A 25730-nucleotide genomic window follows, 5' to 3' on the forward strand; every position below is an offset into this window, starting at 1 on the left:
TGGTAATCTTAGAGTAACTTGCCATAATGTTTAACGTAGAAATGTTTGACCAAGGTCACTAGGACCAGGTAAGAAATCACAATAGCCACCAGTAAGAGCCAGAAAGAGCCGGGTAAGGGAGCTAGACCTAGATAGAAGCCTAACTTGGTCCGTGGCAATAGGCTACCAAAGATGATTCCAATAGTTGTGATCGTGGTAAAAATAAAGGATGGCCGACTTTGAATAAAGGGCAGTTTTTCAGTCCTTAACATATGAAGAACTAGGGTTTGTGACCATAAGGAAACCACGAACCAGCCTGAATGGAAGAGGGCTTCAAAAATAGCTTGTTGTCCCGTCGATAAGGTCCAATAAGATCCGTTTAGGACTTGAGGAATAATCCAATGGTAAAGTGCCACAAAGGAAAGCACATCAAAAATGGAAGAAATTGGGCCAAAGTAAATCATAAAATTCTTCACATGCGAAGCGTCCCAGTTCTTAGGTTCCTTCAAGTAAGAGGCATCCATACGGTCCCAAGGAATGGAAATGCAGGCGATGTCATAGATCAGGTTCAAGACTAAAAGTTGGGTCGGCATCATGGGCAAGAAAGGTAAGAATAAGGAAGCCATCAAGATGGAAAAAGTATTCCCAAAATTTGATGAAGTCGTAATATTAATATATTTCATAATATTCCCAAATATTTCCCGACCAGAAACGACGCCCTTTTCTAAAATCATCAAATCTTTTTCTAAAAGAATGATATCGGCTGATTCCTTGGCAATATCGACCGCTGTATCAACAGAAATGCCCACATCAGAAGTCGTTAAGGCAGCGGCATCATTAATCCCGTCACCCATAAAGCCAACCACATGGCCGTTATCTTGGAGAATTTGGGTAATTTGGGCCTTTTGTTGAGGAGAAATTTTGACGAAGACTTGGTAGTCTTCCACCGCTTGGGCTAAGGCTTCCTCGTCCATAGATTCCAGGTCGATCCCATTAATGATACTATCTGCCGAAATCCCTACTTGACGACACACCGACCTGGTAACTTCTTCATTATCACCCGTTAGGACCTTCACATCCACTTGGTGGTCAGCCAGAGCCTTGAGGGCCGGTTGGGTGGATTCCTTTGGTGGGTCAAGGAAGGCTAGGTAGCCAATCAAAAGCATATCCGACTCATCTTCAATGCTAAAAGCATCCACTGCTGGTGGGTTGGTTTTTTGAGCAATGCCGATGACCCTTAGACCGTCTTCATTGAGATCTTTGACTTGTTGGCGGATTTCTCGCCGGAGGTCATCTGTTAAAGGAATGGCTTGGCCTTGTTTGAGAACCAGGGAGGAAATGGCTAGCATTTCTTCCACCGCCCCTTTGGTAATTAGTTGCCGTTTTCCCACCTTATCTTCGACAACGACACTCATCCGCCGCCGTTCAAAATCAAAGGGAATTTCATCGACCTTGTGGTAGTAGTTAGGGTCCAGGTCCAGTTCCCGGTGTGTGGCTTCGATAATGGCCACGTCCATCAGGTTCTTCAAACCGGTTTGGTAGTAAGAATTCAAGTAGGCATGGCGGAGTACCCCACTGTCTTCATCGCCATCACAGTTCAAATGCATTTCTAAAACAATTTTATCTTGGGTCAGGGTCCCGGTTTTATCGGTACATAAGACATCCATAGCGCCAAAGCTTTGAATGGCGTTTAAATTCTTCACAATAGTCCCACCCTTGGCCATGGTTTGTGACCCCTTGACCAGGTTAGTGGTCACGATCATCGGAAGCATTTCCGGGGTCAAGCCGACCGCAACCGAAATCGCAAAGATCAAAGCATCCAGCCAATTCTTCATATGAATGCCATTAATCAGAAAGACTACCGGTACCATCACTCCCATAAAGCGCATGAGCAGGGTGGAAATTTTACTTATGCCGATATCAAAGTTGGTGACTTCTTCTTCGGTGGTTACCGTTTTTGCAATATCACCAAAGAGGGTCTGCTCCCCGACAGCAATCACTATCCCGACTGCACTACCGCTAATGACGTTCGAGCCCATAAAGGCCAGGTTTGCCTCATCAACCACAGTCTCAGCATGATCAGTGGCTTGGGCCATTTTTTCTACCGGATAGGATTCCCCAGTCATGGCTGCTTGAGAAACAAAGAGGTCCTTACTTTCAATAATCCGTAGATCAGCGGGAATAAGGTCCCCAGCCGATAATTTAACCAAGTCCCCACACACGATCTCTTCGGTAGGAATTTCGTTGAAATCGCCCGCGCGTTTGACATTGGCAGTCACTTTAACCATTTCCTTCAAGTGTTCTGCCGCATCATTGGATTGCTTGGATTGGATAAAGGATACGGTCCCAGAAATAAAGACCAGGACCAGAATAATCACTGAACTAATGCAATCGCGACTATCCGCCGCTGCAAAGACATAGTCAGTAAAGAATGAAATGATAGCCAGACCAATTAAAATTAGGGTAAAGGGGGTGAGATAGGCTTGGACAAGTTCTTCCATTAAGGAAGCTTTGTCCCCATAATCGATCACATTTTCCCCGTATTCTTCTCGCAAGGCTTGGACTTGGTCATCGCTAAGGCCGTTTTTATCAATTTTATAGTAGTTAAAAAGTTCACTTATTGAATAAGCAGCAAATTGCCGGTAGCAACCTTGGTTTTCAAATTTTTTCATCGTTATGCTCCTTTCTGTGGGAGCCTAAAGCTTAATCAGAGACCCTGGTAATGGCCTCAAGAGATTAAGCAATAAACTCCCTTGCTGTCGACTTTCCGCTATCTGTTCTTGCTCTTCCTCCATAGCCATCACCTCCATCTTTTCCTTGGCAAAATAAAAAGAGCCCCTACCCAAGAAAGTAGAGACTCCATTATTAATAAGCTCAGTTGATTGAGTTGCTTCGTCTGAGTTTTAGCACTGTATAACGTAAAGAAAAATTTCTTAGCTACCTGGAGAAAGCCTTATTTCGACAATCTCTGTTTTACCCATTGGCGTCTCTCGACATTTTTGGGCGATAGCTTATGTTTATACAGGAGCCTCTGCCTAACACTTCGGTATTCAAATTTTCCACATAGTATAGTACACTACTTTTTCTTTATTTGCAAACTCTTTTTTACAATTTGTCCGATTGTCCGAGCATTAACACTTTACTAGACATGCAGTGGCTCTCAAACTCCAAATTTAGCCAAACAAGCTCGCTTATTGTCTCTTACGTTTTTCAATTGCTTTAAGGAGGGCTTGGTCCAGCTTTTCAATCCGGTCTAAGAGAGCACTTTGTTTTTTAGCTAAAAATTGGGCGCTGGCCTGGTCTTTAATTAAGGCCAAATTGTTTTCTACATTATGGTTAGAGCCCTTAAAGGCAGTCAACAAGTGGTCCCTTGCCACCTCAACGTCAGCTAAGATGCTTGGCTTAACGAGGCGAGCGACGTTTTCTAGTAGGGCCAAATCATCAACCACTAAGGCGATGACTTGCAGAGGTAAATGCGTTGCTTGAATCAAGGTCACTTGGATTTGTTCGCTGCGGGCTTGTTTTTCATCCTCACTACTTGCCTTTTGCTTGTAAGCTGCAAAGAGCCGGGCAGAGACCTTTTCATCCTCGCGGGCAAAATGTAAGAAGCTGTCGCTGTCCCGGTCCATTTGATGGGCTAGGTCAGATAAGTTAGCCGCGGTATTGGCATCCTTGGAAAAGTCAGTCCGGTCCAAAGTCACCTTAGCTGCCATACTTGCCAAGGCACACGCAAAACTACCAGTGACACAGGAAACCGCCCCACCGCCTGGGGCAGGTGCCTTGGAAGCCACTGCTTTAATTAATGATTCTAATTCCATTTCAACGCTCACTCTTTTCTTTTTATTTGGTTAAATAATCAAACATTACTCCCAAACTCATTAGGAGACAGCTAAATCACTTGCTATCCTATCAAGCATGTTTTTCTTATTTTAACCAAAATACCAGGGAAAGGCATTAGCTTTTTTAATTATTTTTACTTATTAATAATACTATAGCTGAATGCAGGCTCTGACATAAGAAAAACTTTAGAAATTATGAATAATTTTTTCTTGTGATCTTATTTTACATGTGTTATATTTTCTTACATAGAAATCGATTAACTAAGCTGTTAAGAAGATTGGAGTTATAAAAAGATGAAACAAATTAGCGAAGAGCAAATCCGTTCCGATATCAAAAAAGAAAATGTCCACTTTCTCCGCCTCGTCTTTAGCGATGTCAACGGCACCCTAAAAAATGTCGAAGTGCCGATTAGTCAATTAGATAAGGTTTTGGATAATAAACTGATGTTTGACGGTTCTTCCATCGACGGTTTTGTTCGTATCGAGGAATCCGACATGTATTTAATTCCCGATTTAAATACTTGGTTAATCTTCCCTTGGACCGCTGGTGACAATAAGAAAATCGGCTTACTGCTCTGTGATATTTATTCCACAGACGGCACCCCCTTTATCGGTGACCCCCGCGGCAACCTGAAACGCTGTGTCCAACGTCTAAATGACGATGGCTTTAAGGAATTCAACCTCGGTTTAGAAGCAGAATTCTTCCTCTTTAAATTAAATGACAGTGATGAACCAACGACTGAAGTTAATGACCATGGGGGTTACTTTGACCTGGCTCCCGTTGACCTCGGTGAAAATTGCCGCCGCGATATTGTCCTTACCTTAGAAGAAATGGGCTTTGAAGTGGAAGCCAGTCACCATGAATGTGCCCCTGGCCAACATGAAATTGACTTTAAGTATTCTGATGTGGTGGATGCTTGTGATAAGGTCCAAATCTTCAAATTGATTGTTAAGTCAATCGCCCGCAAGCATAATCTCTATGCCACCTTCATGCCTAAACCTGTATACGGTATCGCTGGTTCAGGGATGCACTGCAACATGTCCCTCTTTGATGAAAACGGCAATACCTTCTACGATGAAAACAGTGCTGACGGCCTTTCCGAAACCGCCCACCTATTTGTTGCTGGGATCTTAAAACACGCCAAAGCCATCACTGCTCTGGGGAACCCAATCGTTAACTCCTACAAACGCCTGACTCCTGGTTATGAAGCCCCAGTCTATATCGCCTGGTCTGCCCAAAACCGGTCACCATTAGTTCGAATTCCTGCAGCCCGTGGCAATTCGACTCGGATTGAATTACGGTCAGTAGACCCTTCCGCTAACCCATACCTCGTTATGGCAGCTTGCATCTATGCCGGTTTAGACGGGATTGAAAACAAACTCCCTGTTCCTGAACCCATTGACCGAAACATTTACAACATGACTTCAAAAGAGTTACGGGAGTCTCATATTGAACAACTGCCTTCTAACTTAAAAGAAGCGGTTAACTTCCTCAAAGAAGACCAAGTGGTGCTCGATGCTCTCGGTAGTCATCTATCCAATAACTTTATTACAGCAAAAACCATTGAGCACGATGAATATGAAACCCAAGTCACCCAATGGGAAGTTGAGCGTTACTTAAAAGCTTACTAATCAAACCGTTTTCAAAAAAAAAGCGTGACCAAAAAAATTGGTCACGCTTTTTTAATATCAAATTATTCTTAGAAAAAACATTTTTCTAATGTCTTCTTGCTGCTTAATCCCGCCGGTTGCCACCGAAAAGAATAATAATCCGCAGGAGGGAGAGTAAGGTAGAGACTGTCCCAGCTACATAAGTGAGAGCAGCCGCTCTTAAAGTAGACTTAGCATAGGGTAATTCTTCCTGACTCAGAATATTCATTTCGTCGAGACAACGAATGGCCCGTCTAGAAGCATCAAATTCAACAGGTAAAGTCACCAATTGAAATAACAAGGCCAAGGAAAACAAGGCAATCCCAATATTAATCAGGGTTTGATTCATTCCAAAAAGGACCCCAAGTAACAGGATAGGCATGGACAGACTGGAGCCAAAGTTAACCACGGGGACGATTTTTTCCCGGATCCGCATAAAGGCATAGTTATCAGCATCCTGCAGGGCATGGCCGCACTCATGAGCAGCAACACCAATGGCTGAAATCGAGCTCTCTTGGGAAACTTGGTCCGAGAGATAAAGATTCTTATCACGGGGATCGTAGTAGTCCGTTAATTTCCCCCGCACCGAACTTACACCCACATGGCCAATTTGGTTGTGGTCCAACATCATCCGGGCCACCTGGTCAGCAGTTAAGCCACGGCGGTTAGTATAGCGGCTATATTTATCAAAAGTTCGGTTGACATTCCAAGAGGCAATCCCGGCAATAATGGCACCGATAATTAACAAGATAATGGTAGGATCAAACATGTAGAATAAAGGAAATCCAAACACTTTTACATCTTCCTTTCTGATCTTTATTGACTATTATAACAAGAAAGCCAATAGATAACTATAAAAAAGTATTAAGGCAAGACGACTTTAGCGATTAAATCAATGACTTCATCCTGCTCAGGAATAGCCAAGAAATGGAAGTTATGGGTCAAATAATCAAAAGCATAAAAATCGACCGCCAGTCCCTTTTGCTTTAATTTCCGGTAAAAGGCTAAGACTTCTAAATATTGGACATCTTTCTTCCCCATAAAGAGATGGACCCTGGGTAAGGCCCCTGCCTGGTCAGCGTCTAGGGCAATAATTCGTCCCTCACTCGCTTGCCAAAGACTGGCAATGGCTTGGTAATCAGAAAAGGTCATCAAGTAATCTTTTTGTTCCTCGTCTTGACTGCTAGTGATGCTATGTTTCGTCGTTACCCAAGGGGAAAGTAAAATCAACCCTTCAAGGATGAGGTTACTACTGCTATCTCTTGCAATGGGTAAGGCAAATAATGCCCCAGTATCTGAAGCCATCAAGTAGAGGTCTTCATCGGTATAGTCCAGACTAATTTCATCCAGTAAGCCCTCTAAACGCTCCACTTCTTCATCAAAATAAGCGTAGGAAAGGGGCTCAATATAGGGGATTAATAGGCGCAGCTGATTGTCTTCAGCAAAATTTTCCAAAAACCGCCACTCCTTAGGCGAAATTGCTTCAATCCGATGCCCCCCATGGAAATAAACCACTAGCTTATCTGGCCGGTAGTTTTCTGGGCTGAGCACATAGGCTTTGCCATTTTGATAGCTTGAGAGTGAGATGTTCATGCCATGTTTTTTGGGATAGTTTAAATCTCCCTGCCGAGCAGTCTTCAACTGGTCTTCTAGGAATTGGCGGTAATCAGCCTCATCGGCATTTTTTAGCCGGTTTTTGAGCCGGTAGAAGTCCTCTAGGAGCCGACTCTTTACGCTCCGATCTTCTTGGTAAAGGGCATGATAAGCATAGCCCGCTAAACTGGCAACCACCGTTGCTGCATAAGCTAATAAACGTTTATTTCTTGACATGGATGCTAACCTCTTTCTTTTAGCCCTTAAACTTACCTATTATTATACAATCAAAGCGCAGTCAAGGGCGATAGCCTAGGACAATGTTATCAAAATGTTAAGCTTTCTTTTTGAATTTACACGAAGACTATGAAGCACTCACTAAGAGCAAATTGAGCTAAAAGCCGGTGTAAAAAGGAAAATGAAGATGAGTAGGAAAGCCTTTCTTTTTTTGTTATACTGAAAACAGTTTTATTTTATTTATAAGAAAAGGATGAGAAATATGGTAAAGAAATTGGGACTATTGCTAGTCATGGTCTTTACTCTGGTCGCCTGTGGCAAACAGCCTGCCGAACAGTCGGCCCTAGAAAATATTGAAACCATTACTAGCCAACTGAATCAGATTCAAGCTCAGGAATCTGAACTGCAAAGTCACTTTGAAACAGATATCAGCCAGGACTCTTCATTGAGTCGCTTAGGAGACAAAAATAGTCAAACAGGGAAGAACCTCAAACTACGTGAAGAAGCCAACCAAAAAGCCATCAAGGAGCTCACTACCCTAAAACAAGTCAGTGAAAAAGTGGAAGATGAAAGCTTGCGCCAATCTCTCAATGAAACCGCAAGTCAAGTGGAACAATACCTCAATGACTATCAAAACTTCTTAGAAGAAGAAGACCAGTATTACCAAGAAATTGGCGAAAAGGACGCCACCATCGACACCTTTGAGGATACCATGGCGACCCTTAATGAAAAACATGTCAATTTGCAAAACCAATTAAAGAATTTAGAAAGTCAGCTAGAAAAGAGCCGTCAAGCCTTGCAAGATGTGCAAAACAATGACCAAGCCCTAGCTGGCCCGTACACTCACAAAGGAGGTTATGACTTTGTCTAAGCAAGAATATCGTCGCCCTCCCCATAGAAGACGTTGGTTACAGATTTCTGCTGCTTTATTGTGTTTATTAGCCGTCCTCTTAATTATTGTTTTCTTTAACCGCGATCGCTTTCAAAATCAAGCAGCCCAGTCTTCACACACCAATAACACTAACCAAGTCGCTAAGGCAAAAAAAGCGGAGGTTAGCGACCAGGAATTACAAATCAATGAAGGTAACCAGGCCTTACTCCGCGTCCCCAGTGTTAAACCCGAACGCTTCTACAAGGCAAGTCAGGTCAACATTGCCTACCCTAAAGAAGGGGTTCGTGGCATCTACCTGTCTGCCCACGGTATGGGGACACCAAGTATTTTGGAGCGTAACATTAACTTACTTGATTCCACTGGCTTGAACAGTGTAGTCATCGATGTCAAGTCTGACTGGGGCTCAATCGCTACCCAGTTGCCAACCGATAATGACTTGGTTAAGAAGAACGAAGAAATTACCTTTAATGGTCAAGAAATGATGCAAACCTTTGAAGAGAAGCAAATTTATCCGATTGCCCGCATCACTACCTTCAAGGATACCTATGCTGCCCAAGCCCACCCGGATTGGTCCTTTAAGAAATCCAATGGTGAAATCTGGTCTGATGCCGGTGGTCAAACCTTCCTGAACCCCTATAACAAAGCCGTTTGGGCCTATGTGGTCGACGTGGCTAAGGGCGCTGCCGAACTCGGCTTCAAGGATATCCAATTCGACTATGTCCGTTTCCCTGAAGGTTTTGAAAACTTTGGAACCAGCCTGGTTTACGACATGGGGGACTATGCCCATTATGGTAAAGATAGTGTCGAAGGCCGCTGCCAAGCCATTACCGATTTCTTAGCCTATGCCAAAAAAGAACTCCGCCCCTATGGCGTTGATGTCTCTGCTGATATTTTCGGTTATGTAACGACTATCGGCTCCGCTCCAGGTATTGGCCAAGATTTTACCGATATTGCTAACACCGTGGATGTGGTGTCTTCGATGATTTATCCGAGTCACTGGAGTAATGGCGACTTTGGCTTTACGGCGCCTGACCTTGAACCTTATGGGGTCGTTGATAACTATATGGATGTCGAAGACCTCCGCTTAGAAAATATCGATGGCGACCATGCCCATTCCCGTCCTTGGTTACAAGCCTTTACCGCTAGCTACTTAGCTAATGGAACTTATCAAGAATACACCAATGTTGAAATCGAAGAGCAAATCCAAGCCCTCCGTGACCATGGTGTTTACGAGTACCTACTCTGGAATGCCGCTAACGACTACCCAAGTAATGTCGCTTATTAATTAAGAAAGCAAAAACACTTGTCCGAAAAGGGGCAAGTGTTTTTTTACTAGTCTTGTCTTAGTTTTTGGATAAAATGGTTAAGTTTTTCGACCGCTGCTTCTAGTTCATTCAAGGAATAGGCATAGGAGATACGAATATGCCCTTCACCACCTTCTCCAAAGGCCGTCCCAGGAACAACCGCTAATTTTTCCTCATCTAGTAACTTTAAGGCAAACTCCTCACTAGATAGGCCAAATTCACTAATATCTGGGAAAGTATAAAAGGCTCCTTGGGGCTCAAAGCAAGGGAGGGCCATGTCCTTAAACCGGGCCATCAAAAAGTTCCGCCTTTGTTGGTAGGACCGCCGCATCACTTGGACATCATGGTCACAGTCTCTTAGAGCGACAATCCCTGCATATTGAGAAATGGTTGGGGCAGCCATAATGGTAAACTGGTGAATTTTTATCATTTGTTCCATAATCTCATGAGGGGCACAAGCGTAGCCCAAGCGCCAACCGGTCATAGCAAAGGATTTAGAAAAACCATTGATGTAAATGGTCCGCTCTTTCATTCCTGGAAAAGCAGCAATCGACACCAAGTGTTCTTGATTATAATTTAATTCAGAATAAATTTCATCAGTAATGACATAGAGATCATGAGCCTCAATCACTGGAACTAAGGCAGCCAGCTCTTCCTTAGTCATACTTGCTCCAGTAGGATTGTTCGGGAAGTTAATAATCATTGCCTTGGTTTGAGGAGTGATGGCGGCTTCTAAATCTTCCGGAGTCAGAATAAAATGTTGATCAGCCCTTAAGGTCACGGGAACAACGATACCATCAGCTAGTTTGATTGAAGGTGCATAAGAAACGTAGCTGGGATCAATACAAATGACCTCATCGCCAGGATTAATAATCGCCCGACACACCATATCGATGGCTTCACTCCCCCCCACGGTCACCACGATTTCTGAGCGGGGATCATAATGCAGGTCATGTTTAACATCGAGGTATTGACTAATGGCCTGACGTAATTCCATCAAACCGGCATTGGCCGTATAGTAGGTTTTGCCCTCACGAATACATTGCATGGCTGCTTGTCGGATAGGCATAGGGGTCATAAAATCGGGTTCCCCCACCCCTAAAGAAATAACATCAGGGATTTCATTGGCAACTTCAAAGAAACGGCGGATACCAGAGGGGGCTAGTTGGACCGCTTTATGGCTGATTGACTGACTCATTGACTAATCACCAACCGATTTCTACCATCCGTCTTCGCCTTAAATTGGGTCCCGTGGTCCTTATAGCGTTGCATGACAATATGGGTGGCAGTCCCTTGAACATGATCTAGGGTGGCTAATTTATTAACAAAACCTGAGATCCTATGCATGGGGAGGCGCTTAGTTAAGACCAGATAGTCATAGGCCCCACTCATTAAATACAGGGCTTCAACTTCATCGTACTGACTAATCACATCAGCGACTTGTTGGTAGGAAACGCCCTTATGCAAGTTCACTGTGATTTCTATCATGGCCGACGCATACTCATTATCCGTTGCATCCCAGTTGACCATGGCTTGGATACCAGAGAGGATATTAGCGTCTTTGAGCACCGTCTTCATCTCTACGACTTCATCTTTGCTTAAGGAAAGCATGTCGGCCAAGGTTTGGTCACTGACGCTGGCATCTCTTTCTAATAAGCGTAATAATTCATGAGCTTTTTCTTTATTCATTGGCATCGCCTCTTTCATCTTCAATCGCTTTACAATTTTTTGATAGAACTATTTTAGCGCATTATGACCTTCTTAAAGCTTATTTATTTCTTAAAATAAAATTTTAGTTTTCGCGCAATTTTTTAACATTCCTTAGCCTCCCCTTAAGGAAAAGCTAAAAGATTATCTTTTTAGCCATGTTATAATAGAATTAACAATTAAGGAGGTTTTTCGTATGAATCAATTGAAACGTGGGCTCTTGGCCGTACTCGCTTGCCTAATGGCCATCGCCCTCTTCATTCCCCAAACAAGTGCCCAGGCAGCTATTAAAGAATCGATTTTTACTTACGGTGAGTCCCTCAACCAAAGCCAATTCCAAGAGACTCAAAAACTCTTAGGGGTTGATACCAATGCCCGGGCTGTCCAAGTGAATATTAATGAATTGAATGGCCTATTACATGATAATTACCCCTACTACCAAGTTTATTCATCCGCTTATATTGCCCCAGCCAAGCACAGTGGGGTCAATGTAGAAATCGTCACCCCTAAAACCATTACCGCCATTACGCCCTTACAATACGAGAACGCAGCCCTAACAGCCGGAGCAACCAATGTTGATATTAAAGTCGCTTCCGCTGTTCAAGTGGACGGCTCCGGTGCCTTGGCAGGTGTCTATAAGGCCTTCCAAGACAGCGGCCAAGCCTTAGATGGCAAGGCAGTTTCTGTCGCCCAAGAAGAATTGCAAACCGCTTCAACCATTACTAAGGAAAACCAAAACAAAGAAAATTATTCTGACGAAACCTTGAATGCTGCCATCGCTGATATGAAAAACCAAATCCAACAAGCCAAGGAACAAAATGGTGGATCGATCGATGGCAATACCATCCAAGTCATCGTGAATAACGTCATCAATAATTACAATCTTAATGGCGTCCTTTCTGAAGAAAACATTCAACAATTACGGGACTTAATGACTAAATTTAGCCAAATTGAACTGACTGAGGAGCAAAAAAACGCTCTTTCCAACTTTGGACAAACCTTAAAAGAAAAGAGCGGCCAATTAGTGGATTCCGCAAAATCTGCTTGGGATAATATGGACGAGACTGATAAAAATGGAATCACCGATTTCTTCCACAGTCTCTGGCAAAGCCTCTTAGGCATTTGGGATTCAATCTTTGGCACCAATTATGGCCAAAATAACCAAGGCCAATAAAATTTTATAGTAAAAACCAAGCCACTAGGCCCTGGATAAGTTTACTTATCCACAGAGCCTAGTGGCTTTTTTGACTTTTGTTGCACTCTTCTATTTATGGTAGGGTTCGTGGTGAATAATGCGAAAGGCCCGGTAAATTTGCTCGCTAAGCACCAAACGCATCAATTGATGGGGAAGGGTCATCCGACCAAAACTGAGTAAGAGATCGGCCCTTTGATTGACCGCCGGACTAGTCCCCAAGGATCCGCCAATTACAAAGACAATGTCGCTCTTGCCATAGGTCAGGCAGTGATCAATTTGCTGGGCCAATTCTTCCGAACTTAAGGCCTGACCCTTGATAGCAAGCACAATGACATAGGCTTGGGGAGAAATCTTAGCCAGTAGGCGTTGGCCCTCTTTTTCGATGATTTGCTGGTTGTCCAAGTCGCTGGCATTGTCTGGGGTAGGCTCATCCTTAACCTCAATCACTTCTAATTTCCCATAGCGTTGCATTCGTTTTTGATACTCAGCAATCCCCTGTTTCAAATATTTTTCTTTCAATTTTCCCACGCTGAGAATGGTAATCCGCATCTCAAGTCACCCTTTTCTTCAAATTCCCCTTCATCATAGCATAACTCCCCCTTTTCACAAGGACTTATCCACAATTTCCTCCACAAATCCACAAGCTGTTAATAATAAAGCCTATAATTAAGGGTTTTATTCCAAAAATTTTGACCTATCCCAAGTTTTCACTTTTTATACACATAATTGCCCACATGGATGAAGCCCATTATAACGGCACTTATCCACTTTTCAATAAAGTTATCCACAACTTCACAAAGTTTTCCCCTCATCTTGTGCATAAGGCTTGGGGATTATGTTGATAAAGCCAAGGTCAAGAGCAAAGAAAAAGCCTCAGTTTTCCTGAGGCTTAATTAAGTATCAATATCAGAAAATATTAGTCAACTAGGCATTATGATGGTCTTGAGGCCGTAATTGAACGCTAGTGGTTTGCTTCTTACCATTGCGATAATATTCAATTTCAACCTTTCCATGGGGGTCTGAACCATAGAGGGCTTGACGCAATTGAGTGGTATCCTTAATTTCATGGTCGCCAAAGCGAGTAATCACATCATACTGCTTCAAGCCTGCTTGGTCGGCAGGAGAATTAGGGTCAACCTCCATCACGACTACCCCGTCCTCAACCGCTTCAGGCAATTTCAGCATTTGTTTTTGCCGTTCCAGCGGGAATTGGTAGAGACTAGCCATGCGCAGGCCTAGTCCTGGCCGGGTTACATGGCCATCCTTTTCTAACTGGCTAATAATTGTGGTCACATCATTACTTGGGATGGCGAAGCCCATACCTTCCACTTGGGCGGTAGAAATCTTCATCGAGTTGATCCCAATCACTTGGCCGGCAGAGTTCACCAAAGCGCCCCCTGAGTTACCTGGGTTAATGGCTGCATCTGTTTGAATCGCAGTCACGGTCCAATCACTTTGCCCGTCTTCATCTAAGTCGGTCGGCACTTGCCGGTTCAAACCAGAAACGATACCTGATGTTACCGTTGAAGCAAAGTCAGATCCTAAAGGCGAACCGATAGCAATGGCTGGTTCCCCCACCTTCAATTGGGAAGAATCCCCAAATTCTGCCACAGTTTTAGCATATTCCGCTGGCATGGCCAAGACAGCCAAGTCAGTCCAAGGATCGGCGCCTACCAGGTCAACTGGCACTTGGGTCCCGTCAGCAAGGATTATCTCCAGGGCATCGCTCCCCTTAATCACATGGTTGTTGGTAACGATATAAGCCTTATCGCCATGGACCTTATAAATGACACCCGAACCTTCTGAGGCGGTTTTTAATTCATCACTATTGCGGCTGGGTTGGGTAAAGCCAAATAAGTCATAAACTTGGTTGTTAGGACGGGCCAAGTTCACCACTGAAACCACCGAGCCGGCGACCTTATCCACCACAGCAGAAACATCAGATTGAATCTCCACACTGGCTTGTTGGGTCCCTTGTTGCCCCTTATTTTCGTTCTTATTTTGGCTTTCGGCATTGACCTGGCGTTCCACCATGGTTTTCACTTCATTTTCGGAAACCTTATCTTGGTTGGCATAAGCTGAGACCCCACCCACTAAACCAGCACCAATTAGGCCACTGATAATAGCGGTTCCCCATTTGGAATTGATAGCGTTTTTAGTATCATCTTTTAAATTATGATTTTTATCAGGATTAACTTCTTTAGGCATATTTTTCCTCCACTTGTTATAATTGTTCACTTCAAGGATTTTAACTATCTTAGAATGAATATTTGAAAAATATATGAATATTTTCTCATTAAAGGGTAAATAGATCGGTAGGTTGGTAATGGTGGGTCTCATAAAGATCAAAATCATAGCCCACCCCGAGGCCGTTCTCCTTTAAAATCGCCGTATTGGTTTCAAGGGCCAGGGCATTTAAGTTATTTTCCCTGGAAATATGCCCTAGGTAAACCCGTTTGGTTCGCTCACCTATCATTTTAGTCAAGGCTTCCGCCGTTTCAACATTAGACAGGTGGCCCCGGTCAGAAAAAATCCTTTGCTTTAAACGCCAAGGATACTTCCCCATTCTTAACATATCATTGTCATAGTTACTTTCAATCATTAAGGCATCAGAATTGTATACCAGGCCAGCTAAACGATCGGAAACATAGCCTAAGTCTGTCATCATGGCGAATTGCTTACCATCCTTTTGGAAGGCATAAAACTGCGCATTGATGGAATCATGACTGACAGGAAAACTAAGAATATCGACATCTCCAAAGCTAATCCGTTCCCCTGGCTCCATTATTATCTTTTGGTCGGCGTCCAACTTGCCACATTTCTGCTCCAGATAGGACCAGGTATCGGCATTGGCATAGATGGGGAGTTGGTAACGCCGGGCCATAATGCCTGCTCCCTTAGAATGGTCAGAATGTTCGTGAGAGATAAAGATGGCATCAAGGTCCTTGGCGTCCCGGCCAATTTTCTGCAGCAATTCCTCAATACGCTTACCACTTAAGCCCGCATCAACTAAGATATTCCGCTGTGGGGTTTCAATATAAGTCACATTTCCTGTTGACCCACTGGCTAACATACAAATGCGCATGGTAAAATCTTTTTGCTCTGCGTCTTTGTCCAAAACATCCAAACTTCATTCTCCTCGTTTCTTACATAAAATCTTTTAATTGGTATTGGTTCACTGTTTCTAAAGCCTGAACCAAGTTGCCGCTTAAAGGCTGGTTGGCTTTTTTTGCCTGCTTAACCAGTCGGTAGTTATCCCCAGTCACAAAGCTGTAGAGGTAGTCCTTTTGACTGTAACCTAAGGACTGGTCTCGACCTTTAAGGCTGTTAAAATAAGTCTTCCAATATTTGGCAAGTTCTTGCCCCTGGGCATTATAAATCGGCAGAGTATAGCGCCTCAGTAGGTAGATTCCCACTAAGCAAAAGGCCAGGGCTAAGAGCCAAATATGGCCCCTATTTATCTCCCAGATCAACCAAATCACTAAACCCGCTAGGACGATAAAGACAGTGACATAAAGCCACCATAAAAAGCCATAAAAGCGGCTTCCAACCTTATCTAATAACTGCAGGTCCTGTTTGCGTTTTTTATCCAGCTTGCTAAGGGCATGCAACAAGTTACGATAGTTTCTGGTCTTGCCCTTCTTTTTCAGACCCAGACTATATTTAAAGCTGGCAAAATCAAGATCCCCACCCTCCTGCTGCTTACTAAAAGCATCCAGAACAACTTGTTCATAGGGGTCATCACTTTGGTTAGCCAAGACTTTAAAGTAAGGGTAGAAGCGGTCATCTGCGTTGACAAAACGCAAGGCTAAGTGTCCCTTAGCTACTAAGGATAAAAGGACCAGCCACAACTTATCATGTTGGCTGTAATTCTTCTTCAATAGTTCGCTAACTTCGACCGGATTGAGCTCATGGCTATGGTTGACTTGCTTAGCATCAGCTGCTTGCCGAATCTTTCGCTTGCGTCTGAGCAAGAAATAAGTGTAAAGGATCAATAAGGCGACTAAGGCTAAACTAACCCCCATCACTATCCAGTAACGTTGGCGGTACCAGGCTTGTCTGGCCCCGATATGCTTATCAATCTCTCGGTTAATTTGCTCACCCTTAGAGACGGGGCCTTCCCCCTTGATATTAGACATCACGTCAGCTGGAAGCACCATTTGCACGTTCAACTTACTATCCGCTCTCAGATCTCTGACTTGAACTTGTAAGGTCGACTCATCCAGCCACTTCTCTTGGATATGGGCTGGACTAGCTAGCCAGGCCTTATAGTGGTTTTGGTCCACCGCCTGGGGAAATTTAAAGGTAATTTGAGCGGAGTGGATATCGAAAGGCAAGAGCAAAAAGTCCTTTTGCATAATCACTTGATTGCCGTACTTAGTCCAGACATCCTCAATATTGGCAATATAATTCACAATTTCATCGTCGCCAGACATGGTATTGTAGAGGTCCACTTGGACATTATTGCCATTTTGATGAAGGTCAAAGGTTCCTACCGTGTGGGAAGTACTCTGAACAAAAGGAAAGGCTTCGCTAGCTGAATCCATCCGCATATCGATATTTAATTGACGTAGGTGGCCACTTTCGCCTGTACTAATCACATGGCTTAATTGGTCGACTTGCTTATCAAACTGATAGCGAACTTGTTCGTGCTCCTTAATATCCCCTTGCTGGTCAAATTCCACCTTAACCTGGTAATCCGCAACTGAAATTCCTTGATTATCTGCTGCCAAAACCGAATCAGGAAGCAGGCAAAACAGGCCTAAAAGGGTGATTAAGATCAGAGTTGGGAATTCTTTTTTCATGGTTTGATCTCCTTCCTAGGCGGCTTGACGATTTTGGCTCCCCTCCTTGTCGCCATCACTTGAGGGATTAACTGGCTGAGAAGCGGGGGCATTTTGAACGATCGTCCCATTAATGGCATCAACAAAGGTGGTTTTAGTGGTATGGTCATCCAACTGCATCATAATGGCCCAAACCGGTTTAAAAACAATAATGTCATCGACTGATAAAGTTTGCTGGTAACAAATATTGGCTGACAAAATATTAGCTTTGGAAGGGATCTCATTATAGAGATATAAGTTATCAATGGCATTCTTTTGGGTGATCAAAGGTCGTTCTTCGCCTTGTGGGCTCACGTCATGGACATGGCTCAATTCATAGGAGACGATTTCATTTTGATCATTTAAGTGAAATAGTAATTCAGCACTAGAATCCATGGCCAGTTTGTCGGCATAGGTGTTTTGCCCATAGTAAATAATTTTGCGTTGGCGGTTATAGATCAAAAAGTGATATTCTTGGCCATGCTCAATCGCTCCAGAAGCTAACAAGTCCTCGATCGGCTTTAAGGCCTCTGGGGACAACTGGGTAGGGTTTTCCACATTGTTCTCTGTCAGCGCGGGTAACTTAATCGGATTTTTAAATTCCCCATAGAGTTCCTCAGTCGACTCCCGCCACTCTAACTTCTGTTCCTTGGTCCGGTCTGCTCCATCGGTGGATAGGCGACTTTGTTTGCCTGCAATCAGTGGCAACTGGACGTCATCTGAAGAAGGGCTAAAGTTCATGGTCACTTCATTATTCTTTAATTCCTGTTGAATATTAATGTTGGACTGGATAGAGGTCGTCTCCATAAAACTCTTTCCAAAGAGAATATAGGCCAGAAAGATATTTAAGGCGAGAAAGACAATAATTAATATATTTTCAATTTGACGAAAATTCATAAGACTTCCTCCCTCTAACGGCTCTGAGCCTGGTTCATTTCTTTAAAGACTTCTTCATTATTACTATCAACTTCTGCTGGTTGAGCCTCCTGGTCGCTGCGATTGTGTTTGATATAGACCGGAACGTCGTTTGCCGTATTCCGTGTCACATAAGCCTCATTTTTTGTCATGTCGACTAGTTCATCTAACATAAAATAGGTTCCATCTTTTTCAATCATCCAACAAGGCACTAAGGAAATTAAGCGATTGGACTTGGAGCTAGGTACCCAGTAATAGCCAATATTTATCGAATCAATATCCTTACTGCTAATATGGTTGACTTCAAGCAATTTCATAATACTGGTAGCCGGTTGCATTTCAAAATTTTCCGTCAAATCATTCAAGGGCGTTTGGATATTGAGGGCTGAAAATTTAGCTTGCAGGGTATGGTCCTTAGGAAAACCAATTCGGATTCGTGAGACAAAATTAGACCCATAAATAGGAATGCCGCCAACGACTTTTCTAAAGGTGACATTCTTTTCTTTATGGTTATATTGACTATAGATCCAGTTATCATTATTGGCCTGGATGCGTTGAAGGTCATTGTAGGCTTGTAAGATGACCGACAAGGGATCAGTATTAAGCTCGTAGTCAACGGTTTGGTTGAATAAAATTTCAAAATTACTATTATTAATGACTAAACCCTTGTTTTCAGTATAGTAGCGAGCAGACTCAACATCACTATAATCATTGACTTGGTCAGGAAGGTTAAATAAGAGCTGCAAGTAGGCCGCATTGGATTGACGTTCCAAAATATAGGATAAGGCCTTAACCTCAACCTTGTCATCGAGCAAGTAGTGGTAAGGAGTTTTCAAATCAACCCGCTTAACTGCCTTAAAACCACTCTTATTCTCATCGATACTGGTCTTCAAGTCATCAAAGTTAGCCGGTGCTTTTAAAGGCAGACTATAGACCAGGCCCTCTTCCCGGTCAATCAAGTAAAGAATTTGGCTATCCCGGAGATAGGAGATAAGGTTGATGGGAATTTGTCCCAATTCACCACTAATATCATCACTGGTCAAGCCCAAAAGTTGGAGAGGGATCTGATCCGCAAACTCCAGCTCTATCAATTCCTTATTATGACTTTCTTGGATATAGTCAGTCAGTGATTCTTTCTTGAGAGTCTCCAAGTCAAGCTTATCCACTTTTAACTGGGTCATCTTCTCATTAAAGTGGGTTAACAAATTAGCTTCACGGCTTTGCCAAAAGCCTTCTCCATCCGTATAGACCAAAGAAACTGGCCGGAATACTTTTAAGAGCGGCGTCTTATCCCCCGGATTAGCTATTTGAGTCGGGGTCAGGGCAGTGGTTTTCGCTTCCATCCCCTCATCCCCTGGCCAATTACTAGATAAGTTAGTGAAAGGCCCAATAATATTAAGGGAGAAAAAGATACTCAGTAAGACTAAAAAGGTTAATAGAAAATGAGGCAAGTTTGTCCAAAATTTTCGCATTATTCCCAATCATCCTCTCCCATATCAGGTTCAAAGGGCAGAGAAATAAAGAAGGTTGATCCCTTATTCTCAATACTATTGGCCCAAATTTTTCCGTGATGTAATTCCACAACTTCCTTAGCGATAGCCAGACCTAGACCTGAACCACCTTGTTGGCGGGAGCGGGCCTTATCTACCCGGTAAAAACGGTCGAAAACATGTCCAAGAGCTTTTTGTGGAATACCTAGTCCTTGGTCTTGAACACTTAATATGGCCTCGTTATGAGTGGTCATGAGACGGACCGTAATCGTCCCCCCATCCGGCGAATACTTGATAGCGTTGTTTAAGATATTATCAATCACTTGGGTGAGGCGGTCTTGGTCAGCCTCCACCCAGATCGGTGACTTGGTTAATTCGCGTTGGATATGGTATTCTTCATTGACATAATCCTCTGATTGAATCATCATATCGAAGCGGTCCAAGATATGGTTGACTAAACCTTGGAAATCAATCAACTCCAGGTTCATTTCCTGGCGGTTAGAGTCCATCCGAGAGAGGTTCAAGAGGTCGCTAATCATTCGAATCATGCGGTCCGTTTCCCTTTGAATGACACCGAGAAATTCTACCGCTAATTCAGAATCCTTAATAGCGCCATCAGCCAGGGCTTCACTATAGGACCTGACACTGGTCAAGGGCGTCCGCAATTCATGAGAAACATTAGAAACAAATTGGCGGCGGTCACGTTCAATCTTTTCATGCTCAGTCACATCGGTTAAGACCCAAACTAGACCACTGACATAGCCCGACTCCCTTTGGATGACAGATAACTCACCCTTAATAATGGATTCTTGGCCATCATCAGAAGTAAAATGCATTAAAATATCACTTTCACTATTCAATAACTCACGGAAAGTATATTTATCCCTTAAATTAAGCACTTCCATAATGGAATGACCCATAATTTCAGCTTCTTTTTTGCCGATTAATTCACAGGCCCGGTTATTGGTAATCATGACCCGGCTGCGGCGGTCAGTGGCAATCACCCCATCGGTCATATGTTTTAAGACCGAGTCTAGCCGTTGGCGTTCAGATTCCGTGGATTCTTGGGCCTCGCGTACTCGAACTGATAGATAGTTAATCGACTGGGCTAAAACACCCATCTCATCATTACTATAGACCTTAACCTGGTCACTATAATTTCCATCGGCAATCTTTTCAATTTGATTGGTCATTTCTTGGACTGGGCCGGTAATCCCTCTAGAGATTAAGACCGCCAGTAAAATGGAAAAAACCAAGGCCAAGCCCGATGAAGTGATATAAATCAAGCCCGTATTTTGCACTTGGTTGTAGACACTTTCAATGTTGACCGTCACACTTAAAACCCCGATCAAAAGACCGGAATTATCCGATGAAAAAATAGGGACAACATATTGTTTAATTCGTAAGTTCTCTTCATTATCATACATTTCCTTACTCAGACTGGTGTTATTATAGAGAACTGTACGGATCATGTTATCAGTCGTTTGTTGGCCCACATTGGCCTGGTTGCTGGGGTTACTTGAAGCAAGAATCTGTCCCTTATCATCAACCACCAAGGTTTCTAAAACATTGCTAACATTAAAACGACGCAATGAATTAATTAATTGCGCCTGTTGGTCACTCGTCTTATTATCTTCATTTTGAATAATGGGCCGGACACTATCCTCCAAGAAGCCAATTTGCACATTCATTTGATCATCAAAGCTGCGCATCATTTCCTGTTCCAATTGTTGGATAAAATATGCCCCGGCAAATTGCAAACCAAGTAATAAGAGCAAGATAATGACCAAAGGAATCTTTAAATGAATCGAATTAAGAAAGGAAATTTTCGATTTTTCTTGTTTTTCCTTCATTGCTTCCTACTCCTGGTCATTATCTTGGAGATAATACCCCACCCCACGGCGGGTCATGAGTAATTTGGGATGGCTGGGGGTGTCTTCGATCTTCTCACGTAGACGACGCACAGTCACGTCCACGGTACGAACATCGCCAAAGTAGTCATAGCCCCATACCGTCTGCAAGAGGTGTTCTCGGGTCATCACTTGGCCTAAGTGCTTGGACAAGTAATGGAGGAGCTCGAACTCACGGTGAGTCAGGTCAACTTCCTTACCATTCTTAGACACATAGTAGGCGTCTTCATGAATGGTTAGGTTACCGACATTTAATTCATTACTGTCTTCTTTTTCTTCTGCAGCCTCAACGTTAACCTGAGAACGGCGGAGGTTGGCCTTAATCCGTGCTGAAAGCTCCCGATTGGAAAAAGGCTTGGTCACATAGTCGTCAGCTCCCATTTCCAAACCGAGCACCTTGTCAATTTCTTCACCCTTAGCGGTTAACATAATGATAGGAACACTGCTGGTCTTACGGATTTCACGACAAACTTCCAAGCCGTCTTTTTTAGGCAACATTAAATCCAAAACAATAAGGTCAGGTTGGTAGCTGGCAAAGCTTTCTAAGGCTTCTTCGCCATCGAAAGCTGCCAGGGTATCATAGCCTTCCTTTTGAAGGTTGAAAGTAATGATATCTGAAATTGGTTTTTCATCATCAACGACTAAAATTTTTTTCATTATTAAAACTCCTTAAGTGTAACAGTTACAGCAGATGACGATATGGCTAGAAGAAAATCCATAAGCATCGTATGACTGGAACCCGTTTTAGTTTAAGAACTTCAATTTTCCATCTAAATTTCCCTATTTCCACCAATCTAAGTCAACCACTGCAACAGGGTCAACTAAGAATTGTCAATAGAATACTCTCTAATTTATACATTATACCGTGAAAAGGGTGAAAAACCAATGCCAGCCCTTTGATTTCTGACTTCTCACATGGCTTCTAAGCAAAAAAGCGAGTCTTGGTGGTGCCAAAAGCTCGCTTGTAATCATGTATCATCCATAAAAATTGACTAAATAAAAAACGAGTGGGGTAAACACTCGTTTTTTATTACTTGATTTATTAGAAATGGATGTAGGATGAGGCTGCTGCAGAACCAGCATCAACGGTACGGTAAGTCACGTTTGGTGAGCCACCGAAGTTCATTTCTGAAATACGGATGGAACCATCTGGGTTAACCCCTTCAACAAAGGCAACGTGGCCATAACTAGATGCACCTGCAACACCGGCTGGGAAGGAAACCACAGAGCCGACGGTTGGTGTATTTGATACTGGGATACCATGATTACTTGCAGTATATGCCCACTGGTTAGCGTTACCCATAGGACCAGGAACTGGTTTGCCTAAGGCATGTAGGCGGTTGATGACATAATAAGTACATTGTCCTGCTGGAGCTAAACCACGTGGGTCAACACTCCCATCATAAGCAGATAAGACAGTCGCATTGTTTGTGCTTACTGGTTGAGCTTGTACTTGGGTATTAGCTGCTTGGTAAGTTTGGGCTTGTAATTGAGCCTTTTCAATTTCAGCTTGTTCAGCAGCTTGGGCTGCCTTTTGTTCTTCAGCTTCCTTAGCGGCTTGAGCGGCTCTTTGGGCTTCGGCTTCCTTGGCAGCTTGTTCTGCCTGATCTTTTTCAGCAGCTTCTTTTGCTGGAGCAGCTTCACTAACTACAGTTTCTTCAACTTTTACTTCTTTGGCTGGAGCTGGGCTAGCGACTTCTGCTTCAACAACTTCTGTTTCAGGAGCGACTTGAGTTTCTTTTACTTCAGGAGCTGCTGGTGCTTCAACTGGATTGACCTTTTCTTCTACATGGCCTTCATTGGCAGTCACTTCAGGAAGTTCAGTAACTAATTTTTCTTCTTCAACAACTGAAGCTTGAGGAGCTGCTTGGTATTCAGCAACTGGCGCTGGGCTTTCTTGTAAAGCTACTTTTACTTGTAATTGTTGACCAATTAAGATTAAGTCCCCTTGTAAACCGTTCAAGTCACGAATGGCTTGGGCAGTAGTGTTAAATTGAGCAGCAATTTTGTTTAAAGTGTCTCCAGCAACAACGGTGTAAACGCCATTAGCATCTGCAGTTTGGCTAGTAGTGGTTTTTGCAGCAGGTGCTGGTGCTGGTTTTTCAGCTTTAACTTCTTTTTTATGAGAAGCTTGAGGTGTTTCTGCAGAAGGAACGTCTAAAGTTTCCCCAGCGAAGATAAGGTTAACATCTTCAATGTTGTTACCGTCACGTAATTCTTCAATAGTGGTATTAAATTGAAGTGCTAATTCAGATAGAGTGTCCCCTACCTTAATGGTATATTCAGCCGCATCAACATTTGGTGCGATAACAGCTGCCAAGGCCGCTGAAGTCAGTACAGATGTTCCTAACATGATTTTCTTTGTCTTTTTCATAATTCTGTTTTACCCCCAGAAATTTTTAAAATTTATTAAAATCTATTTATTCACAATATCTATTATATATGCTGGGGAATTTTTTTGGGTAACAAGTCGATTACAAATTATTTCATTTTCGCCTTCTTAGTGAAAAATTAAAAGCTTATCTTTTATAAGCCATATCTTTTTAAAGAATTATTAAATATTGCTATGGCCCCTTTCCTGGGGTACTTTTTTCTTTAGGTCAATTTTAGAGAGAAATTATTCACTGGCTCTGTAATATTTTTGTAATATATTTTGTAATATTGAAACATTTCCTGTCTTTTTTGCGAAATAGACCGATGCAATCCAGGGGTTTTCCTCATTTTATTTATAATTAGCCTGACTTTTTCTCAATCGCTCTGAATCCTCTAAGTGAGATTTTTCATGTCGTCTTGACAGCCTTGCTATAATGGAAGTGATATCGTCTGAGACGATTAACTCTCTAGAAAGAAGGCTGAAAAGTGAAAACAAGTCCGTTCAAAGCCAATAAATTGCAGACCGAAGTGGCTAAGTCACACGCCCTCTCAATCATCGAGGCCATTGCCGTAGGAGCCTTAGCGGGATTCTTCGCAGTCCTCTACCGCTATTTATTAGGCTATGCTTCCCAGTGGCACACTTGGCTCTTTAGCCAAAATCATTTAAGCTTTATCGCTATAACTATCATTACGGTAATCCTGATGGCTGGGGTTACCGGCTACTTATTAAAACGGTCTCCCCTCTCTGGAGGCAGCGGCATTCCTCAGGTGACGGGAGAATTACTGGGACAATTTAATATGCCGGTTCTTTCCTTATTAATATCAAAATTTGTAGGGGGGCTTTTTGCCATCATTAGTGGGATGTCTTTAGGACGTGAGGGTCCTTCGATTCAAATCGGGGCAGCTGTGGCTAAGGGTTACAGTAAAAAACGCCAGACCAGTCCCGAAGACACTCGCCTCTTAATTACTGCCGGAGCCGCTGCCGGTTTAGCAGCTGCCTTTAATGCTCCAATTGCGGCAAGCTTATTTGTATTAGAAGAGATTCATAAGAGTATTTCTTCCTTTATCTTAATTCCTGCCCTGATTTCAGCCATCCTAGCTGACTTGATCTCTAAATCGCTATTTGGTTTACAGCCCTCCTTTGCCCTAAAAACGCCAGAAAGCTTTCCCTTAAAACTTTATTTTGCTCTTATCCTTTTGGGGATAGCCTCTGCTGTTATCGGCTATTGCTTTTCCAAGGCACTTTTAGCCTTGCAAACCACCATGCAAAAATTTTTTCCAAAAATAATTCACCGAGTGATGGTCGGTTTCCTATTGGCTGCTTTAGTTTCCTATGGTTTTTCTTGGATAACCGGGTCAGGGCATGAACTGGTTTTTGACTTTATCGCCCAACCCTTTTCCCTGAAGCTCCTCTTAATCATTCTCTTTGCCAAGATTTTCTTTACCGCCTTTTGCTATAGCACGGGGGTTTCTGGCGGAATTTTTCTTCCTACATTGGCCATTGGTTGTCTCAGTGGGGCTAGCGTTTTTATGCTTATTCAGCTTTTTCTTCCTATTGATTCAGCCTTATTAACTAATTTCATGGTTTTAGGCATGGTTGGGGTTCTAACGGCTGTGGTACGGTCGCCATTAACTTCTATCATTCTCGTAGTGGAAATGGTAGGCAATCTCAACAACCTCCTGCCCTTGGCCATAGTGGCTGCCCTTGCCTATATCCTCTGCGAAAGACTGGGCCTGGCGCCTATTTATGATAGCCTTTATGAACGGATGCAGGACAAAGCAGCGACAAAGCTCACCAAGAAAAAATTAGCCTGACTTATCAA

General features: G+C 43.1%; 20 protein-coding genes and 1 riboswitch. Of the genes, 5 read left to right on the top strand and 15 right to left on the bottom strand.

Annotated features, from left to right (window positions below; genetic code table 11):
* Positions 1 to 8: 8 nt before the first annotated feature.
* Together mgtA and HMPREF9243_RS07970 are read right to left on the bottom strand one after the other, a co-directional pair.
* Positions 9 to 2651, bottom strand: coding sequence for a magnesium-translocating P-type ATPase (gene mgtA, locus HMPREF9243_RS07965; RefSeq protein ID WP_013668797.1), 2643 nt, complete (start codon positions 2649 to 2651; stop codon positions 9 to 11).
* Between the two features lie 209 nt (positions 2652 to 2860).
* Positions 2861 to 3029: riboswitch (M-box (ykoK) riboswitch) on the bottom strand.
* Between the two features lie 141 nt (positions 3030 to 3170).
* Complete coding sequence (locus tag HMPREF9243_RS07970; RefSeq protein WP_041706204.1) at positions 3171 to 3797, bottom strand: cyclodeaminase/cyclohydrolase family protein; 627 nt, start codon at positions 3795 to 3797, stop codon at positions 3171 to 3173.
* A gap of 315 nt (positions 3798 to 4112) precedes the next feature.
* Here HMPREF9243_RS07970 and glnA point away from each other — a divergent pair, with 315 nt between their 5' ends.
* The gene (glnA, locus tag HMPREF9243_RS07975; protein ID WP_013669162.1) at positions 4113 to 5450 is read left to right on the top strand and encodes a type I glutamate--ammonia ligase; all 1338 of its coding nucleotides are present in this window, start codon (positions 4113 to 4115) and stop codon (positions 5448 to 5450) included.
* Positions 5451 to 5553: 103 nt separating this feature from the next.
* On the opposite strand, the gene HMPREF9243_RS07980 is transcribed toward glnA, so the two are convergent.
* Positions 5554 to 6261 (bottom strand): zinc metallopeptidase, encoded by a 708-nt coding sequence (locus HMPREF9243_RS07980; protein WP_013668799.1) that lies wholly within the window; start codon positions 6259 to 6261, stop codon positions 5554 to 5556.
* A gap of 71 nt (positions 6262 to 6332) precedes the next feature.
* Entirely contained in the window at positions 6333 to 7298 is a 966-nt protein-coding gene (locus HMPREF9243_RS07985; RefSeq protein WP_013669891.1) for an alpha/beta hydrolase fold domain-containing protein, read from the bottom strand.
* A gap of 262 nt (positions 7299 to 7560) precedes the next feature.
* Between HMPREF9243_RS07985 and HMPREF9243_RS07990 the strand changes: the two genes are divergently transcribed.
* Together HMPREF9243_RS07990 and HMPREF9243_RS07995 are read left to right on the top strand one after the other, a co-directional pair.
* Positions 7561 to 8169: a YkyA family protein gene (locus HMPREF9243_RS07990; RefSeq protein ID WP_013668655.1), complete on the top strand. Its 609-nt coding sequence runs from the start codon at positions 7561 to 7563 to the stop codon at positions 8167 to 8169.
* On the top strand, positions 8156 to 9475 hold the full coding sequence (locus HMPREF9243_RS07995; protein ID WP_155812005.1) for a putative glycoside hydrolase: 1320 nt from the start codon (positions 8156 to 8158) through the stop codon (positions 9473 to 9475). Before HMPREF9243_RS07990 ends, HMPREF9243_RS07995 begins: the two co-directional genes overlap by 14 nt.
* Positions 9476 to 9522: 47 nt before the next feature.
* Here the strand turns inward: HMPREF9243_RS07995 and HMPREF9243_RS08000 are convergent, their stop codons facing one another.
* On the bottom strand, positions 9523 to 10692 hold the full coding sequence (locus HMPREF9243_RS08000; protein ID WP_013669181.1) for a pyridoxal phosphate-dependent aminotransferase: 1170 nt from the start codon (positions 10690 to 10692) through the stop codon (positions 9523 to 9525).
* Positions 10689 to 11183 carry an Lrp/AsnC family transcriptional regulator gene (locus tag HMPREF9243_RS08005; protein ID WP_013668660.1) on the bottom strand — a complete coding sequence of 165 codons (495 nt, stop codon included), beginning with the start codon at positions 11181 to 11183 and terminating at the stop codon, positions 10689 to 10691. Before HMPREF9243_RS08005 ends, HMPREF9243_RS08000 begins: the two co-directional genes overlap by 4 nt.
* A 214-nt stretch (positions 11184 to 11397) precedes the next feature.
* Between HMPREF9243_RS08005 and HMPREF9243_RS08010 the strand changes: the two genes are divergently transcribed.
* Positions 11398 to 12375 (top strand): DUF1002 domain-containing protein, encoded by a 978-nt coding sequence (locus HMPREF9243_RS08010; protein ID WP_013668988.1) that lies wholly within the window; start codon positions 11398 to 11400, stop codon positions 12373 to 12375.
* 90 nt (positions 12376 to 12465) lie between these two features.
* Here the strand turns inward: HMPREF9243_RS08010 and rlmH are convergent, their stop codons facing one another.
* The 9 genes from rlmH to HMPREF9243_RS08055 all read right to left on the bottom strand — a co-directional run bounded on the left by rlmH (position 12466) and on the right by HMPREF9243_RS08055 (position 23908).
* Positions 12466 to 12945: a 23S rRNA (pseudouridine(1915)-N(3))-methyltransferase RlmH gene (gene rlmH / locus HMPREF9243_RS08015; protein ID WP_013668983.1), complete on the bottom strand. Its 480-nt coding sequence runs from the start codon at positions 12943 to 12945 to the stop codon at positions 12466 to 12468.
* 375 nt (positions 12946 to 13320) lie between these two features.
* Positions 13321 to 14604 carry a S1C family serine protease gene (locus tag HMPREF9243_RS08020; protein WP_013669920.1) on the bottom strand — a complete coding sequence of 428 codons (1284 nt, stop codon included), beginning with the start codon at positions 14602 to 14604 and terminating at the stop codon, positions 13321 to 13323.
* Between the two features lie 88 nt (positions 14605 to 14692).
* Positions 14693 to 15523 (bottom strand): MBL fold metallo-hydrolase, encoded by an 831-nt coding sequence (locus HMPREF9243_RS08025; RefSeq protein WP_013669254.1) that lies wholly within the window; start codon positions 15521 to 15523, stop codon positions 14693 to 14695.
* 19 nt (positions 15524 to 15542) lie between these two features.
* Positions 15543 to 17201, bottom strand: coding sequence for a DUF2207 family protein (locus tag HMPREF9243_RS08030; protein WP_013669180.1), 1659 nt, complete (start codon positions 17199 to 17201; stop codon positions 15543 to 15545).
* Positions 17202 to 17216: 15 nt separating this feature from the next.
* Complete coding sequence (locus HMPREF9243_RS08035; RefSeq protein WP_013670053.1) at positions 17217 to 18116, bottom strand: two-component system regulatory protein YycI; 900 nt, start codon at positions 18114 to 18116, stop codon at positions 17217 to 17219.
* A gap of 14 nt (positions 18117 to 18130) precedes the next feature.
* A complete protein-coding gene (locus tag HMPREF9243_RS08040) occupies positions 18131 to 19606 on the bottom strand; it encodes a hypothetical protein (RefSeq protein ID WP_013668476.1) in 1476 nt (491 codons plus the stop codon).
* A complete protein-coding gene (walK, locus tag HMPREF9243_RS08045) occupies positions 19606 to 21477 on the bottom strand; it encodes a cell wall metabolism sensor histidine kinase WalK (RefSeq protein WP_013669607.1) in 1872 nt (623 codons plus the stop codon). Before walK ends, HMPREF9243_RS08040 begins: the two co-directional genes overlap by 1 nt.
* A gap of 6 nt (positions 21478 to 21483) precedes the next feature.
* Positions 21484 to 22191, bottom strand: a complete 708-nt coding sequence (gene yycF / locus HMPREF9243_RS08050; RefSeq protein WP_013669037.1) for a response regulator YycF — start codon at positions 22189 to 22191, stop codon at positions 21484 to 21486.
* Between the two features lie 385 nt (positions 22192 to 22576).
* Positions 22577 to 23908, bottom strand: a complete 1332-nt coding sequence (locus HMPREF9243_RS08055; protein WP_013669793.1) for a LysM peptidoglycan-binding domain-containing protein — start codon at positions 23906 to 23908, stop codon at positions 22577 to 22579.
* Positions 23909 to 24393: 485 nt separating this feature from the next.
* On the opposite strand from HMPREF9243_RS08055, the gene HMPREF9243_RS08060 reads away from it, so the two are divergent.
* Positions 24394 to 25722 (top strand): ClC family H(+)/Cl(-) exchange transporter, encoded by a 1329-nt coding sequence (locus tag HMPREF9243_RS08060; protein ID WP_041706210.1) that lies wholly within the window; start codon positions 24394 to 24396, stop codon positions 25720 to 25722.
* The last annotated feature ends 8 nt before the right edge of the window (positions 25723 to 25730 follow it).

Origin of the sequence: Aerococcus sp. Group 1 (assembly GCF_000193205.1) — a bacterium.
In the GTDB taxonomy this organism is placed as follows: Bacteria; Bacillota; Bacilli; order Lactobacillales; family Aerococcaceae; genus Aerococcus; species Aerococcus urinae_A.

What these genes read in the sequence shown, in the direction of transcription:
- HMPREF9243_RS08040 (WP_013668476.1), bottom strand. Translation starts at nt 19,606, where the DNA reads ATGCGAAAATTTTGGACAAACTTGCCTCATTTTCTATTAACCTTTTTA.
- HMPREF9243_RS08030 (WP_013669180.1), bottom strand. Translation starts at nt 17,201, where the DNA reads ATGAAAAAAGAATTCCCAACTCTGATCTTAATCACCCTTTTAGGCCTG.
- HMPREF9243_RS08005 (WP_013668660.1), bottom strand. Translation starts at nt 11,183, where the DNA reads ATGAATAAAGAAAAAGCTCATGAATTATTACGCTTATTAGAAAGAGAT.
- HMPREF9243_RS08055 (WP_013669793.1), bottom strand. Translation starts at nt 23,908, where the DNA reads ATGAAAAAGACAAAGAAAATCATGTTAGGAACATCTGTACTGACTTCA.
- HMPREF9243_RS07990 (WP_013668655.1), top strand. Translation starts at nt 7,561, where the DNA reads ATGGTAAAGAAATTGGGACTATTGCTAGTCATGGTCTTTACTCTGGTC.
- yycF (WP_013669037.1), bottom strand. Translation starts at nt 22,191, where the DNA reads ATGAAAAAAATTTTAGTCGTTGATGATGAAAAACCAATTTCAGATATC.
- rlmH (WP_013668983.1), bottom strand. Translation starts at nt 12,945, where the DNA reads ATGCGGATTACCATTCTCAGCGTGGGAAAATTGAAAGAAAAATATTTG.
- HMPREF9243_RS08010 (WP_013668988.1), top strand. Translation starts at nt 11,398, where the DNA reads ATGAATCAATTGAAACGTGGGCTCTTGGCCGTACTCGCTTGCCTAATG.
- HMPREF9243_RS07985 (WP_013669891.1), bottom strand. Translation starts at nt 7,298, where the DNA reads ATGTCAAGAAATAAACGTTTATTAGCTTATGCAGCAACGGTGGTTGCC.
- walK (WP_013669607.1), bottom strand. Translation starts at nt 21,477, where the DNA reads ATGAAGGAAAAACAAGAAAAATCGAAAATTTCCTTTCTTAATTCGATT.
- glnA (WP_013669162.1), top strand. Translation starts at nt 4,113, where the DNA reads ATGAAACAAATTAGCGAAGAGCAAATCCGTTCCGATATCAAAAAAGAA.
- mgtA (WP_013668797.1), bottom strand. Translation starts at nt 2,651, where the DNA reads ATGAAAAAATTTGAAAACCAAGGTTGCTACCGGCAATTTGCTGCTTAT.
- HMPREF9243_RS08020 (WP_013669920.1), bottom strand. Translation starts at nt 14,604, where the DNA reads ATGCCTAAAGAAGTTAATCCTGATAAAAATCATAATTTAAAAGATGAT.
- HMPREF9243_RS08000 (WP_013669181.1), bottom strand. Translation starts at nt 10,692, where the DNA reads ATGAGTCAGTCAATCAGCCATAAAGCGGTCCAACTAGCCCCCTCTGGT.
- HMPREF9243_RS07970 (WP_041706204.1), bottom strand. Translation starts at nt 3,797, where the DNA reads ATGGAATTAGAATCATTAATTAAAGCAGTGGCTTCCAAGGCACCTGCC.
- HMPREF9243_RS08035 (WP_013670053.1), bottom strand. Translation starts at nt 18,116, where the DNA reads ATGAATTTTCGTCAAATTGAAAATATATTAATTATTGTCTTTCTCGCC.
- HMPREF9243_RS07995 (WP_155812005.1), top strand. Translation starts at nt 8,156, where the DNA reads ATGACTTTGTCTAAGCAAGAATATCGTCGCCCTCCCCATAGAAGACGT.